Below are 20,887 nucleotides of genomic sequence, written 5' to 3' on the forward strand. Positions count from 1 at the left end.
GTAGTAATTTGAAATGGCAGACCTATTTATTAAATCCTCTTAGCTTAATCTCGGTTAAGATTTTCTTTGTATACAATGGGAAATCTGAATTCATCACCCAACCATAATATCCTGGCTGAGCCTCAAGAACTTCCTCAACAGTTTTTCCTTTGTTCTTACCAAAATTAAAACGTTCAATACCTTTTTCATCGATAATGATAAATCCTGCGAAATCTGCATTTTTATTCTGTGAAGAAAATTTAGCTAGATAATCAATATCATTTTCAAGATTATCATATTTATCCAACTGGGACTTAAGTACTTCGTACGTAGCTTTGGTATCAGCTTCAGCTCCGTGAGCTCCTTCCAATTCCTTATTACAATAAAATCGATAGGCTGCTGTTAAAGTACGTTGCTCCATTTTATGAAAAATAGTTTGCACATCAACAAACTTTCTTTTTTTCATATCAAAATCGATATCCGCTCTAAGAAATTCCTCCGCTAATAATGGAAAATCAAATCTATTAGAATTGTAACCTGCCAAATCGCATCCTTCAAGGTATTTTGCGATGATTTTCCCCAACTCTTTAAAGCTTGGTTCATCTTTTACATCCTCATCCTTAATACCATGTATGGCTGATGATTGCGCCGGAATAGGCATTCCAGGATTCACTCTAAATGTTTTCACCTCTTCGTCGCCATTTGGGCTAACTTTAACGATACAAATTTCGACTATACGATCTTTAGCAACATTAATTCCTGTTGTTTCTAAATCAATAAATGCGATTGGATTCTTTAAGTTCAGATTCATTTGATGCTTTTCTTATGAATTCATTAATGGTGTAAAAATATAAAACCTAACAGAGAATTACACTCCGTTAGGTTTTTAATATTTTAAAATTTGATTTTAATGTGCATTAAGCGTTAATCATCATTGGCATTAACAACATTAACACATCTTCGTCAGCATTTTCATTATCATATGGTAAGAAAATACCGGCTCTTGTAGGATCTGACAATTCAACCATTACATTCGCTGAAGAAATGTTTGAAAGGATTTCCAATAAGAACACCGATTTAAAACCTATCTCTAACTCTTGTCCTTCGTACTGGCATAGTAATCTTTCTCTCGCTGAAATCGAGAAATCGATATCCTGAGCAGAAACAACTAATTCGTTAGCTTTTAACTCAAATTTAATTAGGTTACTTGCCGGATTGGAGAATACAGAAACTCGCTTTAATGTATTGTACAATTCCACTCTATCAATAGTTAAAACATTTGGATTATTTTTAGGAATTACCGAGTTGTAACTTGGGTAATTTCCTTCAACCAAACGACAAATCAACTTGTAATTTGATAGTGTGAAGAATGCATTTTTATCATCAAACTCAACTTTTACAGGATTCTCTTCTTTTGGAAGAATGTTACGTAAAAGTGAAGCTGGTTTTTTAGGAAGAATAAATGATGATTCCACATCTGATCTACCATCAAGACGCTTGTAACGAACCAATTTGTGTGCGTCGGAAGCAACAAAAGTTAAATCGTTGTTTCCCAATTCAACAAAAATACCATTCATTACCGGACGAAGTTCATCGTCAGCAGTAGCAAATAAAGTTTTATTTACACCTGTTAATAGAACATCACTTTCAACTGTGATATTCACAAGGCTATTCTCTTCTTTTTCCGGAAGTTTTGGAAAATCTTCTCCATTCTGACCAACAATACTGAACACACCATTTTCCGAAGTAATCTTAACTGCTAACGAAGTAGAGTCGATATCGAATGTTAATGGTTGCTCAGGAAATTCTTTCAAAGTATCAGTCAAAATCTTAGCAGGAAAAGCAATTACACCTTCACCAACCGAAGTTTCAAGAGGAATGGTAGTAATTAATGTAGATTCCAAATCAGATGCTGTTGCTACCAATTCGTCATTTTTTAACTCAAACAAAAAGTTATCAAGAATTGGTAAAGTATTTTTACTACTAATTACTCTACTGATTGCTTGTAAATGACTTAACAATTCTGTACTTGATACTACAAATTTCATTTGCATAATATTTAAAAGTTTACCTAATTTTCTAAGTTTCAAACCTTAACAAAACTTTACAATGCGTCAATTTAAGATTTGTATTAAGTGGTGAATATACAAATTTATTAAGTATTGTTCTTATTCTTATTTCAAAAAAAATGTTAATCTCTTTTAATTAAAAATACACATTTTTTTGATCATCTGAATTTACTTCTGAGTAAAACTTTGAAAATCATTAAATCAATCAGTTTTACTAGCTTAATCAACTTGTAATTCGCAACAAAAATAACATTTCAGATAAGAAGATAAGTTTAATTTCTGGCAAATTTTCGTTTGCGTAGATAAAAACGAATCAATCCAAAAATCAATAAGAAAAACAATGGTAGGAATAAATTAATTCCTTGCCAAAACAATCGTTCAGATCGTATCTTATTTTTATCCAACATGCGCAACTTTACTTCTCGGGTTCTTAGCTCCATCCAACCTTCGTTATCACACAAGTAATCAACACAATTTAAAAGAAAACTCCTATTACCGTATGTCTTTCGAGAATATCTATCGTAGCCCAAAGCTTCAATTTGGCGATTATTCCCAACTCCTCTTACTCTATTTTTTATCAAATCACCATCTGATATTACAATCATTTTGGCAGGCTTACTTTCTTCCCTAAACGTATTTCTATCAATTCCTTTCCATGCTCTGTTTTTAAATACAGAGGTGAATTTTCCTTCCATTAATATGGCAATATTTTTTCTGCCTGCAACAAAATCATTAGGTGAAGGCTTTTTATTCACTATTTCCAGACTAACCACGCTTGGCACTTTTTCTAATCGTGTATAATCTGAACTACTCAATAGTACTTTTCTGCGAATGTTCTTATTATCTCCAACCCAATCAATAGAATTGGCAAATTCAGCTTTAATAACATTTAAATTTTTGCTTATTGGATGATCTGGCGGACAGCTTAAAAGGGGTGAATAATACCATGGTGCCGGAGTAAATTTGGCTTGTTCTCCAGGCAAAGCAGTTTGAACAGGAATTAATTGTGCCTGAATATCCAGAACTAAGTCTGGATTAATTCTTACACCATAAGAAAACAGCTGATCTTCAATATTAAGCGGCTTGTAATAGGCAATCATACTCTCTTTTACGGTAAGACTGTCCATACTTGCCTGAACCTCATCAACCAAATACAAAAGATTCCCGCCATTCATCAGATATTGATCGATCTGATATTTATCTTCTCTGGAAAATTCCATACGTGGTTGCGCAATTATTACAGTAGAATAATTGGAGTTTTCGAGATTGATATCAGAAGACCTTACTCTTTTCACTTCATATTTTTGCAGTAACGAAGCAGTTATATCCGCAACTTCGTACTCGTTTAATTCTCCATGCCCAGTTAAAAAGGCTATTTTTTTAGGTTCTGTATTTTGTAACATTCGAATTGCATTCGATAACTCAAATTCTAAAGATTCAATTGAATGATTCAAATTTTCTTCTGCTGACAATCCATTGGAGCTTTTTAGCAAATGAATAGCTGTTTCCTTCTCTTGATCGTGTACAATTATTCCCGGAACTATTATCTTTTGCTTCAAACTTCCATCAGTCGTTTTTTCCTGCAAGCTTGTTGGTTTTAATCCTCGAGAAACCAGCTGCTCGAAATACTCATTCTTCTTTTTAGAATTTCCAATGTCGTTTGGATTAACTATAGCATATTTGATCTTCACATTTGAATAGGCTGCTAACTCATCTATCATTTCCATGCTGGCTTTTTGCAATTTTGAAAAACCATGAGGCAAGTCTCCAGCCAGATAAATCTCAAAATACAAATCCTTATCAAGAGACGAAACCAATTCTTTCGTATTAACAGAAAGGGAATATCTTTTTTCATCTGTTAAATCCCATCGAATAAAGTAGGATTGAAAAATTTGAAATGCTATCAATATAACAATCAGTGAGAGCAGAAGATTCAATAGGTCTTTTTGTTTTCTGTTTTTAATCATAGCCTTACCATTTTCTGCTTTTAAGTACTGTTCTTGTCATCAAAAGAAATGCGACAATCACACCTCCAAAATAAACTACATCTCTTGTATCTATTACACCTCTTGCTAATGATTTATAATGCTCATTAATTCCCAAGGAGTACATATTCTGAAAACCAGACAAATCAGCCAAATAATCAAAGCCAATAAATAAAGTAAAGGAAAGAACCAATGCCATTAGAAATGCAACAATTTGATTTTCGGTTAAAGAACTACAAAAAATCCCAATACTAACATACACACCAGCTAATAAGAACAATCCGATAAATGATCCAAAAAATGCAGCTGAATCTATACTTCCAACCGGATTTCCCAATTTATAGATTGAAAAATAGTAAACCAAACAAAAAAGTAATGATACCATTACAATTAAGAGTGCTGCAAAATATTTTGCCAGCACAATGCCCATTTCACTTACTGGTCGAGTATAAACCAATTCAATAGTACCTTGTTTTTTCTCATCCGAAAACATTCGCATACAAATTGCTGGTATCAAAAAAAGATAAATCCAGGGTGAAATCTCAAAAAACACATTCAAATTTGCATAACCCGAATCCAATGGATTCGATGCTCCAGGAAATACCCAAACAAATAATCCGGTTGCTATTAAAAAAACAGATAGAGTTAAGTACCCGATAAGTGAACTAAAAAAAGTTCTAAACTCCTTAATGAGAAGTGGTAGCATATAGTATATTCTATTAAATCTTAATCATTACAAATTTGCAAAATAATTTTTGGAGAAAAAACCTCTTTGCCAATTCATTTAACTTACATAAATTTGAGCATGAAAAATAGAATTCTACTATTTCTATCTCTTATAGTATCGTATTCAACTATGGCTCAAGAAATTCCTGAGAAGGATATTTTTACCGCGACCATACGATATCACTATGGAATAATTCTACCTCATCATAAATCAATCAGTTATTTAGTAAATGATCAAATTTCTGGCATTGAATTTAACCTGGGAATAATTCCAAATCAAAATAAAAACTGGGTTTCATTATACAAACAACCTGAATTTGGTTTAGGAATTTATCATACGAGCCTAGGAAATGACAAAATACTAGGCAAGGCAACCGCAATTTATCCCTATGTTAATTTTCCTCTAATAAAAAAGAACAGGTGGGATTTCAATTTACAATTGGGCTTCGGACTCGCCTATACAAAAAAGCATTTTGATCCTGTTGAGAACTACACTAATTTGGCTATTGGCTCAAAATTTAACGCATTTTTTAAGCTCATGGCAAGCACCTCTTATAATTTTCACCCAAGATGGAGTATGAATGGTGGAATTGGCTTTTTTCACATTTCGAATGGTGCGATAAGTATTCCCAACAAAGGATTAAATGCGGTTACTTCAAATTTTGGTCTTTCTTATTACTTAAATGGGAATAAGCCTAAGTATAAGTCCATTCAATTAAAAAATTATAAATTGGACGATGAGTTTTCGATTATTTGGAATAATGGAGTAAAACAAACTGAAGTAAAAGATGAGCACAAATATTATAAAACAGGACTATCATTTACATATCTAAAAGGAATAAATGCCAAGCAAAAAATAGGTTTAGGTATTGATCTTTTTTACGATGAATCAGCCAATAGAGGTAAATGGAATTTTGATCCAAAAACCGATTTTAAAAATCGATTTAGTCAGGCAATATTCATATCGCATGAACTATTTCTACACAAATTTAGTATTGTAGCAAATATTGGTGCTTATACCATTTATGAAACTAAGCCTGAAAAACCTGTCTACCTAAGAGTTGGGTTAAAATATGGAATCAATAAACATTTTTTAGCCAGCTTATGCTTAAAGGCACACATGGGAAAAGCTGATTATATTGAATGGGGTATTGGATACAGAATAAAGACTAAGAAAAATGAAAAACAATAATATACTCTTCGCTTTACTACTAATCCATCTGACTGCCTGTAGTTCATTTAATCCTTTCGAAGATGAAGGTGAATACGTAGAAAAAAGAGTAGAAATTACAGGGATAACTGCGATTGAAAACCTAAATACCTTTCAGATACAATTGGTTCAGGATGACCAAGAGTACATCATTTTTAAAGGTGGAGAAAATCTTGTTTCAAAAGTAAAACAAAGTTCTACTGATGAATATCTAAAAATAGATCATTCCTACAGTAATAACGCGCGTAATTTTGATTTGATTATTGCAGAAATTCATGTAAAAAATCTTACAAAATTAAAATGTTCTGCTCCGGCTAAAATTTCAAACGAAAACCAATTAAATGGCAAACACCTTGATATCATCATCATCTCTGAATCAGAACTTGTGGAAATGGATCTTGATCTGAAATACGAGAGTTTAAAATTCCATTCCTATGGAAATGCTACAGGCGGATATGAATTCTCAGGATCCTGTCCGAATGCTCATTACATTCTTAATGGTGTAATAAATATTAAAGCAGGCAGTTTGCAAACCAGCAATACTCATCTTGTACAAAACGGGGTTGGCGAAGCTCACATTTGGGTTGAAGATAAACTTAAAACAACCATATACAGCAGTGGTGATATCTACTACAAAGGAACTCCCGAAATTGAAATCAATAGAATTCAAGTAAACAACCAAAGTCCTGTGGCAAAGGTAATTCCCGAATAATTTATTGGATTTTCAAATCTTCAACAATCATCTTTGCAAAACGAACTGATGCGCCTGCACCACCTAATTTTTCATGAAGTGCCTGATAATTATTCAACATCTCTGTCCTGTATTCTCCTTCGGTTATAATATTTTTAAGCTCCTCAGAAATGGCTTTTTTATTGCAGAATTGCTGGATTAGTTCTTTCACAATAAGCTTGTCCATAACCAGGTTTACCAATGAAATATACTTGACTTTCAACAATCGTTTCCCAATGGCAAAAAGTAATTTTCCACCTCCTGTAAGGTAACAAACAACCTGAGGAATATGAAGTAATGCTGTTTCAAGCGTAGCTGTTCCCGAAGTTACCAGTGCGGCTCTTGATTGTTGTAATAAATCATAAGTTTGTCCATAAACAAATTTTACATTTTTATTACCAACAACTTGAGCATAAAATTCTTTTGTAATAGATGGAGCTGCTGCCACAACGAATTGATAATCTGCAAAATCAGTAACTGCATCTAGCATTACTGGTAATATTCGTTCAATTTCCTGCTTTCGACTTCCTGCAAGCAAAGCTACTATTGGCTTTTCAGACAAAGCGTTCTTTTGAATAAAATTCTCAAATGATTCATCTTTATTCGGTCGATTTTCTATTGCATCCAATAATGGATTTCCTCCAAAACTTACTTCGTAATTGTGCTTCTTGTAAAACTCAGTTTCAAAAGGAAAAATGGTAAACATCCTATCTACATATGCTTTAATCTTTTTAACTCTTCCCTCTTTCCAAGCCCATATTTTTGGTGAAATATAGTAATGAACACGAATTCCATGGTGCTTGGCAAACTTAGCCATACGTAAATTGAAACCAGGATAATCCACCAATATCAGCACATCAGGTTTGTATTCTAAAAGATCTTTCTCGCATAAGCTGAAATTTGCTCGAATCTTTCCCAGATTTTTCAATACTGTTACAAAACCCATAAAAGCAGTTTCGCGATAATGCTTCACCAACTCCCCTCCTTGAGCCAACATTAAATCTCCTCCCCAGAATCTAAATTGAGCTTCTTTATCCTGAAGATTTAATTCTTTCATTAAGTTGGAGGCATGTAGATCTCCTGATGCTTCACCCGCTATGATATAATATTTCATTTTCTTGAGACTTGAGTTTGGAGACTTGAGATTTGAGAAACACAATTTATTCTTCTCCGATCTTACTTCATTTATCTCCTATCTATTTTATTTACATTCCAACACGGAATAACATAATTGCAAAAGTGTAGAGAATTGTAGCCAATAACACTCCTCTTGCAGCCTTTAATAGATCTGTTTTTATAAAAAGGAAAAAGAAAACAATATTCCCAAAATAAACACCAAGAGACATCACTTTGGTATAAATCTTATGAACAAACAAACTATCATAGAATTCATAAAGAGTCATTTCACCTTGGAATTTCACCAAATATGCCAAAAGAATAGATAAGATTGGAACTATAATTCCTATCACTGTTCCTAATGCAACTGAATTAATCTTCGACTTCATAATCCCAGGCTTTAAGATCTTGCATTAACTGATGAGCTGTCATATCTATTTGTGTAGGAACAAGCGATGCATATCCATTCTGAATTGCCCATTCGTCGGTCTCTTCAGCATTTGGTTCTGCATTTTTAAAATAGCCAGTCAACCAATAATAATCACCTCCGAAAGGATCTTGCCTGTGATCAAATTCCTCTTTCCAACGCCCATCCGCCTGACGACAAACGCGAATTCCTTTAATCTCCCCTTTAGGAAAATTAACATTCAAGCAAATGTCTTTTGCCAATCCTTTTGTTACCAGGTTCGCAAATATCTTACGTCCGTATTTTATACTTTCCGAAAAATCTGCATCTGCATTAAAATCATTCAATGAATAACCAATGGATGGAATTCCATTCAGACAACCTTCGATAGTTGCACCCATAGTTCCCGAATACAAAACACTAACCGAAGTATTTGCACCATGATTGATCCCCGAAACCAAAAAATCAGGCGTTCGAGGTAAAATCTTATTCAAAGCCAATTTCACACAATCAACAGGTGTTCCTTTACAAGAATAAATGTGCAGATTCTCTTCATCACGAACCTTTTTAATTCGAATAGGAATTTCTACAGTAATAGAATTCGATTTTCCTGAATTGGCACGGTTTGGTGCAACAACATAAATATCGCCGAAACCTTTAACAATCTGAACCAAAGCCTTAATTCCCTTGGCGTTTAATCCATCATCGTTGGTAACAAGTATAATTGGTTTATCGCTCATATTTTTATTTTGATAATTGTACAAATATATCCGAATTTGGGGCAATAAGCAATTCCAATCTTACAGAATTAAATTAAGTAAAAACTTAACCACTTTATCCTTAGATCATCTTTGGTACTTGAGCCTAAAATTTCTACTTTTGTAAGCTTGTAAACAGGATACAAACAAATTCTGTTTCCCTATATAATTCGATAATTATCTGATAAAATATACATACAAATGAAGGTATCGTACAAATGGCTGAAAGATTATATTGACATTGATCTTTCTCCTGCAGAAATGGATGAGATTCTAACTCAAATTGGATTAGAAGTTGGTGGAATCGAGAAGTTTCAGTCTATTAAAGGTGGATTGGAAGGATTGGTTATTGGCGAGGTTAAAACTTGTGTACCACATGCAAATTCAGACCATTTAAGCATTACTAGCGTTGATGTTAACGGCGAAGAACTTCTACCTATTGTTTGTGGAGCACCAAATGTTGCTGCCGGACAAAAAGTAGTAGTTGCTACAGTTGGAACAGTATTGTACGATGGCGATGATAACTTTACCATTAAGAAATCGAAGATCAGAGGTGAGCTTTCGATGGGTATGATTTGTGCTGAAGACGAAATTGGACTAGGAAAAGGTCATGATGGTATTATGGTTCTTCCAGAAGATGCTGTGGTAGGAACTCCTGCTGCTAAGTATTTCAATATCGAAGATGACTTGACCATTGAAATCGATTTGACTCCTAACCGTATCGACGGAGCATCGCACATTGGTGTGGCTCGTGATATGGCAGCTTACTTGAAGCAACAAAAAGATATTGATTATAAATTGCCTTCGGTTGAGGATTTCAAAGTTGAGAATACCAACTTGCCTATCGAAGTTAAGGTCGAAAACAACGAAGCTTGTCACCGTTACTCAGGTGTTTGTATCAGTGGTGTTAAAGTTGCTGATTCTCCAGAATGGTTGCAAAATCGTTTGAAAGCAATTGGATTAAATCCAATCAACAATATCGTGGATATTACTAACTACGTATTATTTGAAACAGGGCAGCCATTACACGCTTTCGATTACGCTAAAGTAACAGGTAACAAAGTGTTGATTAAAACTTTAGCTAATGGTACCCAATTCACTACTTTAGATGAAGTAGAGCGCGAATTGAACGAGAAGGATTTGATGATTTGCAACGAAGAAGCACCTATGTGTATCGCAGGTGTATTTGGTGGAATTGAATCAGGAGTAAGCGATTCTACAACTGACATCTTCCTGGAGAGTGCTTATTTCGATTCAGTATTTGTTCGTAAAACTGCTCGTCGCCACGGATTAAATACCGATGCATCATTCCGTTTCGAACGTGGAACAGATCCTAACAACACCATTTATGCTATGAAGCGTGCAGCTCTTTTAATCAAAGAGATCGCAGGTGGTGAAATTTCATCAGAAGTTGTAGATATCTATCCAAATCCTGTTGCCGATTTTAAAGTTGAGGTAAGCGTTGAGCGTATCGAAAGCTTAATTGGTAAGCAAATTGGTAAAGAAACCATCAAAAATATCTTGGAAGCTCTTGAAATCAAGATCGAAAAAGAAGATGGTGATACTTTAAACCTTTTGGTTCCTCCTTACCGTGTTGATGTAAAACGTGAGGCTGATATTGTTGAAGAAGTTCTTCGTATTTATGGTTTCAACAATGTTGAGGTTCCTTCAAAAGTGAATGCAACCTTAAGTTATGCACCAAAACCAGATGAGCACAAGTTGAGAAACATTATTGCTGATATGTTGACTGGAGCTGGTTTCGCAGAAATCATGAACAACTCACTTACCAAGGCTTCTTACTACGAAGGTTTGGAGAGCTTGAAATTAGAAAATACAGTTCGCATTTTTAATCCACTTAGTGGCGATTTGAACGCAATGCGTCAAAGTTTACTATTTGGTGGTTTGGAGTGTGTAGCTTACAATATCAACCGTAGAAATGCTGATTTGAAATTCTACGAATTCGGTAAATCATATCAGCACATTGTAAATCCTGAGAATGAAAATCCGGTTGACAACTATTTCGAAAGCGAGAAGTTAGGATTGTTCATGTGTGGTAACAAAACCACTGCAAACTGGAATTTGAAAGAAGAGCCAACTAACTTCTTCCACATGAAAGCATTTGTTGAAAATGTATTGAAACGTTTAGGATTCCAAATCGATAAACTAAGAATTAAGGAAACTGAAAACGATCAGTTTACCGAAGGTTTGAGCTACGGTATCAAGAAAAGAGTTTTAGTTGAGTTTGGAATGGTAAGCGGTAATATTTTGAAAAACATGGATGTTGACACTCCTGTTTACTACGCTGATTTCGATTGGGCTTTACTAATTAAGGAAGCAATGAAGAATAAGGTAACTTACACCGAATTGCCAAAGTATCCTGCTGTGAAGCGTGACTTAGCATTACTAATCGACAAGAAGATTACCTTTGCTGAGATTAAAACAATCGCTTTCAACTGCGAGAAGAAACTATTAAAGTCTGTTTCTTTATTCGACGTTTACGAAGGAGAAAAACTAGGTGCTGATAAAAAATCTTACGCCGTTAGTTTCATTCTTCAGGACACTGAAAAAACATTGAACGATAAGCAGATTGAAAAGATCATGCAAAAGCTGATTAAAAGCTACGAAAAACAATTGGGAGCTGAGCTTCGTTAATTGTAGTTAGATATTAATTGAGAGCCGATTCCTTAAGGAGTCGGCTTTTTTTTATCTCCATTTTAAAAAAACAACATCCAATCTCTGTGATAAATGAGATCATTCCAATCTCCGGGATATATCCCAGGGCAAAGTATACTCTACACTATATAATTGAAACTTGATTCTTGGAACTTGTTTTTTGAGAGTTTGGAGTTTGGAGCTTAGAATCAGAACTTGCCCTCCCCTTTAACATTTGCTTAACCATTCCAATAAAATACCAAAAGGTATTTTTACTACTTTGCACTCCGATTTTTAATTTAAATGCAAAAAGATGTCAATATTGAGTTTTGGAGAGTACAAAAATGGAATTAGCTATAAGGTTTTAAATGAAAGAGAAGTGCGTGCGACAGCAGGCTTACTGTTCTTTACCATTTTGGTAACACTAATAGCTGCTGTATTTTTCAAGAAATACGAACCTATTCCCTACGTATCAGGATTCATAATGCTCAACTTTACAATTGCAATATTTATCAATCCGAAATTTGCACCGGCGAATCTTCTTGCTCGTCTTATCGTTATTAAACAAGAGCCTATATACATTGGTGCAATTCAAAAACGATTTGCCTGGAGCTTGGGACTTGGATTATCTGCATTAGCATTCTTCATGTCTATTCAGCTGCAGACTGATGCAACTTTATTTGAGCCAGTATGCATGATTTGTCTTATCTGTATGCTATTAATGTTTATCGAAACCGCATTTGGCATTTGCATTGGTTGTCAGGTATACTATTTAGGCATGCGCTTAAAACTGGTAAAACAACCAGAAATAAAACCAAACTGCATGGGGAATTCTTGCGAAGTATAAAGCAACTTTAAATACCAATTACTTACAATAATTCAAGAGTCAACTTCAAAAGAGTTGGCTTTTTCTAAATTTGAGATCTTTCGTTTCAGCCTAAAATAAAAAACATGAACCTTCTTCTGATTTCAGTAGCTCCAATATTCATAATACTATTCTACATTTATTATCGCGACAAGTATGAAAAAGAGCCGATTCCTCTTTTAGTAAAAGGTCTGGTTGCAGGAATGATTATTACCATACCTGTTATATTTGCTGAGCAAGCGGTTTCATCCCTACTACCTGAATTCTTTAACGGGAAAATTGGATATGCTTTTGGTAACGCATTTTTAGTAGCTGCACTTTGCGAAGAAGCATTTAAACTCCTGGCAGTTTACATTCTGATATGGAGAAACCCGAACTTTAACGAACAATTTGATGGTATTGTTTATGCCGTTTTTGTTTCTCTGGGATTTGCACTAGTTGAAAACATCATGTACGTCTTTTCTAACGGAATGAGTACTGGAATTGCAAGAGCGTTTACTGCAGTTCCAGCGCATGCTATGTTTGGAATTATGATGGGCTATTATCTAGGCTTGGCTAAATTCTCCACTAAAGGACGTACACTATTGTTTCCATTGGCATTCTTCATCCCATTTTTGATTCATGGTATTTATGATTTTATTTTGATGGTTCAAATCAACTGGGTATTGATTCTATTTTTCCCATTCTTGCTATACCTGATGTATAAAACCAATGTGAAAATGAATAAACTTGAGTCGAATTCCATATTCAGGTAAAGCAGTAAAGAATTACAAAAAAATATATTTCTTTTATTGATTCCAGAGGTGTTCATTAATCATAGATAACAATAAATCTCTTTTAATAGGCTTACTAATATAGTCGTCCAAACCTTCATTCAATGCTTTCATTTGATCATAACTCGAAGCATATGCAGTTTGGGCAATAATTTTCAATTTAGGTTTAAATTGTCTTATTTCACGAGAGGCTTGGTAACCATCCATATCTGGCAGTTGGATGTCCATTAGTACCAAATCGACAAATTTAGTGGATACAATTTGGACAGCTTTTTGACCTGTTTCTGCAAATATTAAATTAGCACCTGTATTTAAAAGTACTTCTTTAACATATTCCATATTATAAAAATCATCTTCAACGATTAAAATGGTTTTGTCCTTAAATAAGTACGATTCTGTTTCATTAATTACCTTAATTGATTTTGGCAAGGAATTCATTAATTTAGATGGAAAGGTAAAAGAGAATTTACTGCCCTTGTCTAATTCTGATTCCAGGAATATTTCACCACCTACCAAATTTACTAAACCTTTAACAATTGACAAACCCAATCCCGTACCTCCAATAGATCTATTTACAACATATTCCAATTGCATGAAACGATCAAATACAACATTTTGTTTATCCCTAGGAATACCAATACCTGTATCAGATACATAAAACATAAGTTTATCATCACCTACTTGTTCATAACCGAATTCTATAGTCCCGGTATCTGTAAATTTAAAGGCATTAGTGATAAGGTTAACAAAAATCTGTTTCAACTTAATTTTATCTGTTATAATTAGTTTTCCTAACAAATCATTATTATACTTCATACGAAACTGAATATGCTGTTTATCATATTGCAACTGATAGTTTTTAAATTGCGAATTAATTTCATTAAATAAATCAAGAAGGTCGAATTCTTCCAAATTTACAGTTAATTCACCCGATTCAATTTTAGCAATATCCAGAATATCATTAATAATATCAAGCAAATCATCACATCGCTGATCAATTATTTTAGTAAATCTTTTGAGTCTAACTTCATCTGAGTGGTTTTCAACCAATAATCCAGAAAAGCCTTTTATAGCATTCATTGGGGTCCGAATCTCATGGCTCATGTTTTGTAAAAAGGCTGTTTTAAGATTGTCGCTTTCTTCCGCACGTTCTTTTGCCTGTAATAACTCCATCTCAAGTTTTTTTCTACGACTTATATCGGTTGCTGCTATAAAGCAATTATTTTCTTTTACAACCCCCGAAAGATAAACATAAGTTTTCAAATCACCATTGACTGATAAGTTTACTTCACAGCTTTCTGTAGTTAAACTAATAAATATTTTTTCGATAAAATTATTAAAAACAACTTTTGAGCTATCGGATACAAATAAATCAAAACGACAATTTTGCAAGAATAAACGCTCCTTCCCGAGCAAATTTGCCCCCTCAAAATTCAGTTCAACTATTTTACCATTTCTTGTTAGTGTAAAATAACCTACTGGGGCAAAGTCATACAATTCGAAGAATTTTTCAGAAGCTTGTTCTGCATGTTCTTTTGCTAATAATAACTCTTCGTTCTGCAATTCCAATTCTACTTGATGTACCTGCAATTCATGTATCAGTTTTAACCTATCAGCTTCCGAAAGTTGTCCTTTGGCTTCAAATCGTTTTTGTTTCAGCAAGCCTTCTGCTTTTTCACGAAGTTTTTCAGATCCTGATTTTTGATTTGATTTTTTCATAATAACATATTATTATAAACATTAACTGATCACGATTACTATACTTAATTATTTAAATTTTTGCTTAAAGCCACATTGGCTTCTTTAAGTTCAAATTCTAACTTTTTATATGTAGTAATATCATTAAAAGTAATTACCAAACCATCAATACGATCATCAATTGTTCTATACGGCATTATGCGAACATTATACCACTTTCCACTAATCGTGGTAATTGCTTTTTCGATTGAGACAAGTGTTTTAAGAACCTTACGGGCATGAGTATCAATATCAGGATATTGTAAATCGGTAACTAAATCGGTAAAAGGACGACCAATGTCAGTATTTCTAAGTTTAAATATATCAGTCATCGGATCGGTAAAACGTCGAATATTCAATTCTTTATCTAGAAAAAGAGTAGCAATTTCTGTACTATTAAGCAGGTTTATCATATCGTTATTAGCCTGCACAAAATCGTTCACTTTGCTTTGTAGTTCAATATTAACAGTTTGAAGTTCTTCGTTTAAACTCTGCATCTCTTCTTTCGAAGTGGTAAGCTCTTCGTTAGTTGACTGAAGTTCTTCGTTTGTTGACTGAAGCTCTTCGTTTGTCGATTTTAATTCTTCTTGCGATGTTTGCATTTCTTCACGGGTACTTTGTAGTTCTTCAAAAGTTCGCTGCAATTCCAGCTCAACCTCTTTTTGTTTCGAATTTGAAGTTGGTTTTCCGGACTTTAATTTCGAACTCTTAGTTTCAGCCACTGGTATCACATCATTAAAAACTAAAATAATCATTCCCCTTACCGATTCAGGAGCTTCAATACGCTGTATGATTACATCAACAAATAAAGGATCTCCACCTGTTTCAATTTTTACATTCTTTAAATTTACTTCTTTATAGTCTTGTTGAGCTTTTCGAAAAGCAGAAGGTAACTCGTTTCGTAATCCTTCACGTGCCATCGCATAAATATTCCAGTTGGCTTTCCCTGCAACTGGTTCAAGATATTTTCCTGTTCTACCGGTAATATAGATAATATCACCATCTTCATTTACAAGTACACTAACAGGTGTAAAGCGCTGAAGTAATATATTATAGGTTATGGTTTGAATATTTTCGTTAATCTTAACAGGTCTATTTTTCGACGCACTTTGGGTTTTATTATAATAAAAAGAACTTGGAAAATCTGAAAGTTCTGTTGTGCTTGTATTTGATAAACATTTATAAATTTTAAGTTTCGGATCAAGTTCTTTAAAGCCATGCTTAATATTACCAAGAGTTTCCGAATTCCCTAAAAGCATAATTCCACCAAGGTTGAGACTATAATTAAATAGAAGCAACAGCTTTTTTTGCAATTCGGGCTCCATATAAATAAGCATATTACGACACGAAATAAAGTCTAGTTTTGTAAACGGCGGGTCTTTAATTACATTTTGCGGAGCAAAAACAACCATTTCGCGTATTGTATTATTTATCTTGTATCCATCTCCTTCTACTGTGAAATACCTACTCAGTCGTTCAGGATTTACATCGTTTGAAATATTAGAGGCAAATAGTCCTTTTCTAGCTTTCTCTATGGCATCATTATCTATGTCTGTAGCAAATATTTGTAAAGTTAAATTTTTAGGATTTTTCAGCCTTCCCATCACTTCTTTAAAAAGGATAGCCAGAGAATATGCTTCTTCTCCTGTTGAACATCCCGGTATCCAGGCACGCATCACGTGCCCATCAGGCAGATCATCGAACAAATCTAGAAGAATACTTTGTTTCAGTTTTTCCCATACTGTAGTATCACGGAAAAATCCGGTAACACCTATTAACAGCTCTTTAAAAAGAAGATCTATCTCTTTAGGGTTTTCTTGCAAAAAGCGAACATAGCTATGTATTTTTGTCAACTGATGAATTCCTTTCCGTCTCTCGATTCGGCGAAATAAAGTATTTTTCTTATACTGCGAGAAGTCATGACCGGTTTGCTCCCGTAACAAAATAATTATTTTATCGAGATCACTTTTTGTTTTCCTATCTATAACTTTATCTGTTTTTACAGATGAATTATAATTTATAAAATTTATAAGTTTAACAGGCAATTCCTTAGCACTAGCCACAATATCAACATTAACAGCCTCCATTGCACTTCGCGGCATTCCATCAAATTTTGCATCAATAGGATCTTGTACTAAAGTGATCCCTTTTTTTTCCTTTAATGCTTTTAATCCCAAGCTACCATCAGTCCCCATGCCAGATAATATTATTCCTATACTTTTTTCTTGTCTATCATCAGCCAATGATTTAAAAAAGATATCAACAGGCAACCGTAATCCTCGAGATTCAATAGAATCAAACAAATGCAGGTAACCATTTAGTATAGAAAGGCTTTTATTAGGTGGTATCACGTAAACACAATTAGGTTTAACCTTAAGATGGTCACTAGCCTGAGTGACCTTCATTTTGGTAATTCGTTGTAATAGTTCAGGCATAATCCCTGGCTGATTTGGATCAAGATGCTGAATTACAATAAATGCCATACCATTATCTGAAGGAGTATTGGTAAAAAACTGTTCTAATGCTTCCAATCCTCCGGCCGAAGCTCCAATTCCAACAATCGGAAACTCTAACTGATTAGATTTCATCATCTTATTTTTCCCGACGTTATCTATTTGCACAAGTTTTTTACTCTTCATTATAAAAGTTTAATTAAAAAATCATAATCAAAGTTACAATCAATTTTTGTGTAATCCATTAACCAATTATTGAAATAATTCTTTAGAATTAAGCAAATTGAGAAATTATTGACTACAAAATGAGACTTATATAAAAAATAACACTTAAATACTTATACGAACTGTATCTTAACTAAAGAAAAAAATACTATAGGATACTATCAACATATTCTTTTAAACAATTTTAATTTACTTAACACTCAAAACAGACATAATAATTGAATTTCCAACAAAAAACTCAATTCCCAAACTCTTTTTTTCACGGCTAAGATTCGCTTTTAAAAAAATTCCCCTTACCTTTGTTTCGTAGTTTTACGAAATACGAAACATATGGAAGAAGTTAAAGAGTTTTATTCCGTTGATGAGAAACAGATGGCAAGATTTGCCAAAGCACTGTCGCACCCGGTAAGGGTATACATTTGCGATATCTTGTCGAAACAATCTTGTTGTTACAGTGGCGATTTGGCTGCAGAAGTACCAATCGCACGTTCTACCCTATCGCAACATCTTAAAGAATTAAAAAACTCAGGTTTGATTCAAGGAGAAATTAATCCTCCAAAAATCAAATATTGCTTAAATAAGGAGAACTGGGCACAAGCTCAACAACTGTTCAACAACTTTTTTAAACAAAAGTAGATAGATGAAAGGAGAATACAATTCTCACTTTATCAAATCATTAATACAATACTATTAACTCAAACAAGAAATAATATGGAAATTAAAGTATTAGGTCCGGGATGCAAAAAATGCAACACATTAGCTGAAGCAACAAACAAAGCTATTGGCGAATTGGCAATAGAGGCTAATGTTGAGAAAATTGATGATATGGTTAAAATTTTATCTTATGGTGTAATGTCTACTCCTGCCTTGGTAATCAACGAAAAAGTTGTTTTTAGCGGCAAAGTACCTTCTGTATCAGAAATTAAAGAGATTATTCAAAACGCATAAAACCCCAAACAATGAAACACATTATAACATTAAGCATTCTCGCTTTAGGATTAAGCTTTGGAGCTTGCCAATCAAATACAAAAAAAGAAACGGCAAAAGCAGAACAATCAACTACGTGCAAAAGTGATTGTACAAAATGTGAGAAAACATCAGAAACCAAATTGGCTTCAAACCAAACTGAGGCGGGCATTTACTATTTCCATGGCGACAGAAGATGCAAAACCTGTAAAGCTGTTGGTGGCAAAGCAAAAGAAGTTGCAGAAAGCCTAAATGTAAAATTCTACGATATTAATTTCGATTTGGAAGAAAACAAAGAATTAGCAAAGAAGTTCCAAGCAAGTAGTTCTGGTCTTTACATTAAAAGTGCTAAATCTGGAGATATTGAGGACCTAACAACTTTCGCATTTCGTAATGCAATAAACGACACTCCTGCTTACGTGGAGAAATTACAAACTGTAATTAAAGCAGAACTTCAATAGATTGTAAATGGATTACTTAGATCAATTACTTGCGCAAAGCAATTTTCCAATATTTTCAGCTTTCCTACTAGGTTTAATGACTGCCATTAGTCCTTGTCCATTGGCTACGAATATTACTGCAACAGCATATATCAGTAAGAATTTAGGCAATAAAAGAAGAATTTTCTTCAATGGTTTGATTTATACTTTGGGTAGAGCAATTAGCTACACTGCTGTAGGAACAATTCTATTTTTTGGAGCCAGTAAATTCGATATTTCCAGTTTCTTTCACACTTACGGAGAAAGATTGCTAGGTCCATTATTGATTATTATTGGAATATTCATGCTGGATTTAATTTCGATCAATTTCCCAGGAGTTGGAAATTTAACGGAGAAATTAAACGGAGAGAAAATCCGTGGTAAATATTGGGGTGCCTTACTTATGGGGATGATATTCGCACTGGCTTTTTGTCCATATAGCGGCGTACTTTATTTCGGCATGCTAATTCCACTCACAATTTCACAAACTGATGGATTAATACTACCCATTGTTTTTGCAATTGCAACAGGATTGCCTGTAATTATCATAGCTTATTTATTAGCTTTTACCCTTTCGGGAGTAGGTAATTTTTACAATAAAGTAAAAAGTTTCGAGTACTGGTTTAGAAAAATCGCTGCTGTCATTTTTATTCTTGCAGGCTTATATTTTACTTACATATTTTTCATTCAATAAATAGATTCGAAAAAAAATGATCAAATCAATTCAACTGACAAATAACAAACAGCTGATATGGATTCTGTTGTTATTACCAGTTTGGTACATTTTATATATCAACTTACAGAATATTTCAGATTTTATAATTGATGGAATATTCTCTATGCCAAAAGAAGCTCACCTTACAGAAACTCTTAGGTTCTTTATTTTCGAAGTCCCAAAAGTTTTGCTCCTACTAATTCTAATTATTTTCGGAGTTGGAATAATTCGAAGCTATTTTTCTCCTGAGAAAACAAGAAAAGCCTTAGCAGGTAAGTCAACTTTCTTTGGAAATGTATCAGCTGCCTTATTAGGAGTTCTAACACCATTCTGTTCCTGTTCTGCAATTCCTTTATTTTTAGGGTTTGTTGAAGCTGGTGTGCCATTAGGTGTTACTTTTAGTTTCCTGATTGCTGCCCCAATGGTAAACGAGATTGCATTAATTATGCTGGTAGGATTATTTGGCTGGAAAACAGCTATTATTTACACCCTTACGGGATTATTAATTGCCATTATCGCTGGTTGGCTTATAGGAGTTTTAAAGCTCGAAAAATATGTTCAAGAATGGGTTTTTCAAGTTAAAACAGGACAAGTAGAAGGTGATGAAACCAAAATTCCATTTTCTGAAAGAATTAAATCGGGCGTAGATTCGGTTAAAGAAATTGTTGGAAAAATCTGGTTGTATATAGTTATTGGTGTAGCTATTGGTGCAGGAGCTCATGGTTATGTTCCCGAAGATTTTATGGCAACACTTATGGGAAAATCTGCCTGGTATTCGGTGCCTTTATCTATTATTATTGGAATACCAATGTATTCTAATGCTGCGGGAATTATCCCAATTGTAAGTGTTCTGATAGAAAAGGGAGCATCTTTGGGAACTGCATTAGCATTTATGATGTCAGTAATAGGTTTATCCCTACCTGAAGTAATCATTCTTAAAAAAGTTTTAAAAATGCCTTTGATATTGGCATTTGTCGGAATTGTAGCATCTGGAATTTTACTAGTCGGATTTATTTTTAACTTTATCTATTAAATAGATATGA

At 33.8% G+C, this 20,887-nt stretch carries 19 protein-coding genes; 10 read left to right on the plus strand and 9 right to left on the minus strand.

Annotation, left to right across the window (positions count from 1 at the left end; genetic code table 11):
* Positions 1-22: 22 nt before the first annotated feature.
* The 4 genes from GCQ56_RS09590 to gldF form a co-directional block, all read right to left on the minus strand.
* Positions 23-790: a 3'-5' exonuclease gene (locus GCQ56_RS09590; RefSeq protein ID WP_152734252.1), complete on the minus strand. Its 768-nt coding sequence runs from the start codon at positions 788-790 to the stop codon at positions 23-25.
* Between the two features lie 106 nt (positions 791-896).
* A complete protein-coding gene (dnaN, locus tag GCQ56_RS09595; RefSeq protein ID WP_152734253.1) occupies positions 897-2,027 on the minus strand; it encodes a DNA polymerase III subunit beta in 1,131 nt (376 codons plus the stop codon).
* A 293-nt stretch (positions 2,028-2,320) separates the two neighbouring features.
* Complete coding sequence (gene gldG / locus GCQ56_RS09600) at positions 2,321-4,015, minus strand: gliding motility-associated ABC transporter substrate-binding protein GldG (protein ID WP_152734254.1); 1,695 nt, start codon at positions 4,013-4,015, stop codon at positions 2,321-2,323.
* Between the two features lie 4 nt (positions 4,016-4,019).
* A complete protein-coding gene (gene gldF / locus GCQ56_RS09605) occupies positions 4,020-4,739 on the minus strand; it encodes a gliding motility-associated ABC transporter permease subunit GldF (RefSeq protein WP_152734255.1) in 720 nt (239 codons plus the stop codon).
* Positions 4,740-4,838: 99 nt separating this feature from the next.
* Here gldF and GCQ56_RS09610 point away from each other — a divergent pair, with 99 nt between their 5' ends.
* Together GCQ56_RS09610 and GCQ56_RS09615 are read left to right on the plus strand one after the other, a co-directional pair.
* The gene (locus GCQ56_RS09610) at positions 4,839-5,951 is read left to right on the plus strand and encodes an acyloxyacyl hydrolase (protein ID WP_152734256.1); all 1,113 of its coding nucleotides are present in this window, start codon (positions 4,839-4,841) and stop codon (positions 5,949-5,951) included.
* Positions 5,938-6,681, plus strand: a complete 744-nt coding sequence (locus GCQ56_RS09615; protein ID WP_152734257.1) for a GIN domain-containing protein — start codon at positions 5,938-5,940, stop codon at positions 6,679-6,681. The genes GCQ56_RS09610 and GCQ56_RS09615 overlap by 14 nt, the downstream gene beginning before the upstream one ends.
* 1 nt (position 6,682) lies before the next feature.
* Here GCQ56_RS09615 and lpxB read toward each other — a convergent pair whose 3' ends face one another.
* From lpxB to surE, 3 genes are all read right to left on the minus strand, one after another.
* Positions 6,683-7,813, minus strand: a complete 1,131-nt coding sequence (gene lpxB / locus GCQ56_RS09620) for a lipid-A-disaccharide synthase (RefSeq protein ID WP_152734258.1) — start codon at positions 7,811-7,813, stop codon at positions 6,683-6,685.
* Between the two features lie 91 nt (positions 7,814-7,904).
* Positions 7,905-8,204 carry a hypothetical protein gene (locus GCQ56_RS09625; RefSeq protein ID WP_152734259.1) on the minus strand — a complete coding sequence of 100 codons (300 nt, stop codon included), beginning with the start codon at positions 8,202-8,204 and terminating at the stop codon, positions 7,905-7,907.
* Positions 8,188-8,961, minus strand: coding sequence for a 5'/3'-nucleotidase SurE (gene surE, locus GCQ56_RS09630; protein WP_152734260.1), 774 nt, complete (start codon positions 8,959-8,961; stop codon positions 8,188-8,190). Before surE ends, GCQ56_RS09625 begins: the two co-directional genes overlap by 17 nt.
* Positions 8,962-9,180: 219 nt before the next feature.
* Here surE and pheT point away from each other — a divergent pair, with 219 nt between their 5' ends.
* From pheT to GCQ56_RS09645, 3 genes are all read left to right on the plus strand, one after another.
* The gene (gene pheT / locus GCQ56_RS09635) at positions 9,181-11,631 is read left to right on the plus strand and encodes a phenylalanine--tRNA ligase subunit beta (RefSeq protein WP_152734261.1); all 2,451 of its coding nucleotides are present in this window, start codon (positions 9,181-9,183) and stop codon (positions 11,629-11,631) included.
* Positions 11,632-11,944: 313 nt separating this feature from the next.
* Positions 11,945-12,478: a DUF4395 domain-containing protein gene (locus GCQ56_RS09640; protein WP_152734262.1), complete on the plus strand. Its 534-nt coding sequence runs from the start codon at positions 11,945-11,947 to the stop codon at positions 12,476-12,478.
* A 104-nt stretch (positions 12,479-12,582) separates the two neighbouring features.
* Positions 12,583-13,251, plus strand: coding sequence for a PrsW family glutamic-type intramembrane protease (locus GCQ56_RS09645; protein ID WP_152734263.1), 669 nt, complete (start codon positions 12,583-12,585; stop codon positions 13,249-13,251).
* A 33-nt stretch (positions 13,252-13,284) separates the two neighbouring features.
* On the opposite strand, the gene GCQ56_RS09650 is transcribed toward GCQ56_RS09645, so the two are convergent.
* A complete protein-coding gene (locus GCQ56_RS09650; protein ID WP_152734264.1) occupies positions 13,285-14,988 on the minus strand; it encodes a PAS domain-containing hybrid sensor histidine kinase/response regulator in 1,704 nt (567 codons plus the stop codon).
* A gap of 44 nt (positions 14,989-15,032) precedes the next feature.
* On the minus strand, positions 15,033-17,645 hold the full coding sequence (locus GCQ56_RS09655; RefSeq protein ID WP_152734265.1) for a chemotaxis protein CheB: 2,613 nt from the start codon (positions 17,643-17,645) through the stop codon (positions 15,033-15,035).
* 369 nt (positions 17,646-18,014) lie between these two features.
* Between GCQ56_RS09655 and GCQ56_RS09660 the strand changes: the two genes are divergently transcribed.
* The 5 genes from GCQ56_RS09660 to GCQ56_RS09680 all read left to right on the plus strand — a co-directional run bounded on the left by GCQ56_RS09660 (position 18,015) and on the right by GCQ56_RS09680 (position 20,877).
* Complete coding sequence (locus GCQ56_RS09660; RefSeq protein ID WP_152734266.1) at positions 18,015-18,320, plus strand: helix-turn-helix transcriptional regulator; 306 nt, start codon at positions 18,015-18,017, stop codon at positions 18,318-18,320.
* Positions 18,321-18,395: 75 nt separating this feature from the next.
* On the plus strand, positions 18,396-18,632 hold the full coding sequence (locus GCQ56_RS09665; RefSeq protein WP_152734267.1) for a thioredoxin family protein: 237 nt from the start codon (positions 18,396-18,398) through the stop codon (positions 18,630-18,632).
* Positions 18,633-18,643: 11 nt separating this feature from the next.
* The gene (locus GCQ56_RS09670; RefSeq protein ID WP_152734268.1) at positions 18,644-19,111 is read left to right on the plus strand and encodes a nitrophenyl compound nitroreductase subunit ArsF family protein; all 468 of its coding nucleotides are present in this window, start codon (positions 18,644-18,646) and stop codon (positions 19,109-19,111) included.
* 7 nt (positions 19,112-19,118) lie between these two features.
* Positions 19,119-19,823: an aromatic aminobenezylarsenical efflux permease ArsG family transporter gene (locus GCQ56_RS09675; protein ID WP_152734269.1), complete on the plus strand. Its 705-nt coding sequence runs from the start codon at positions 19,119-19,121 to the stop codon at positions 19,821-19,823.
* A gap of 16 nt (positions 19,824-19,839) precedes the next feature.
* Complete coding sequence (locus tag GCQ56_RS09680) at positions 19,840-20,877, plus strand: permease (protein WP_152734270.1); 1,038 nt, start codon at positions 19,840-19,842, stop codon at positions 20,875-20,877.
* The last annotated feature ends 10 nt before the right edge of the window (positions 20,878-20,887 follow it).

Source organism: Marinifilum sp. N1E240, assembly GCF_009295825.1.
GTDB lineage: Bacteria > Bacteroidota > Bacteroidia > Bacteroidales > Marinifilaceae > Marinifilum_A > Marinifilum_A sediminis.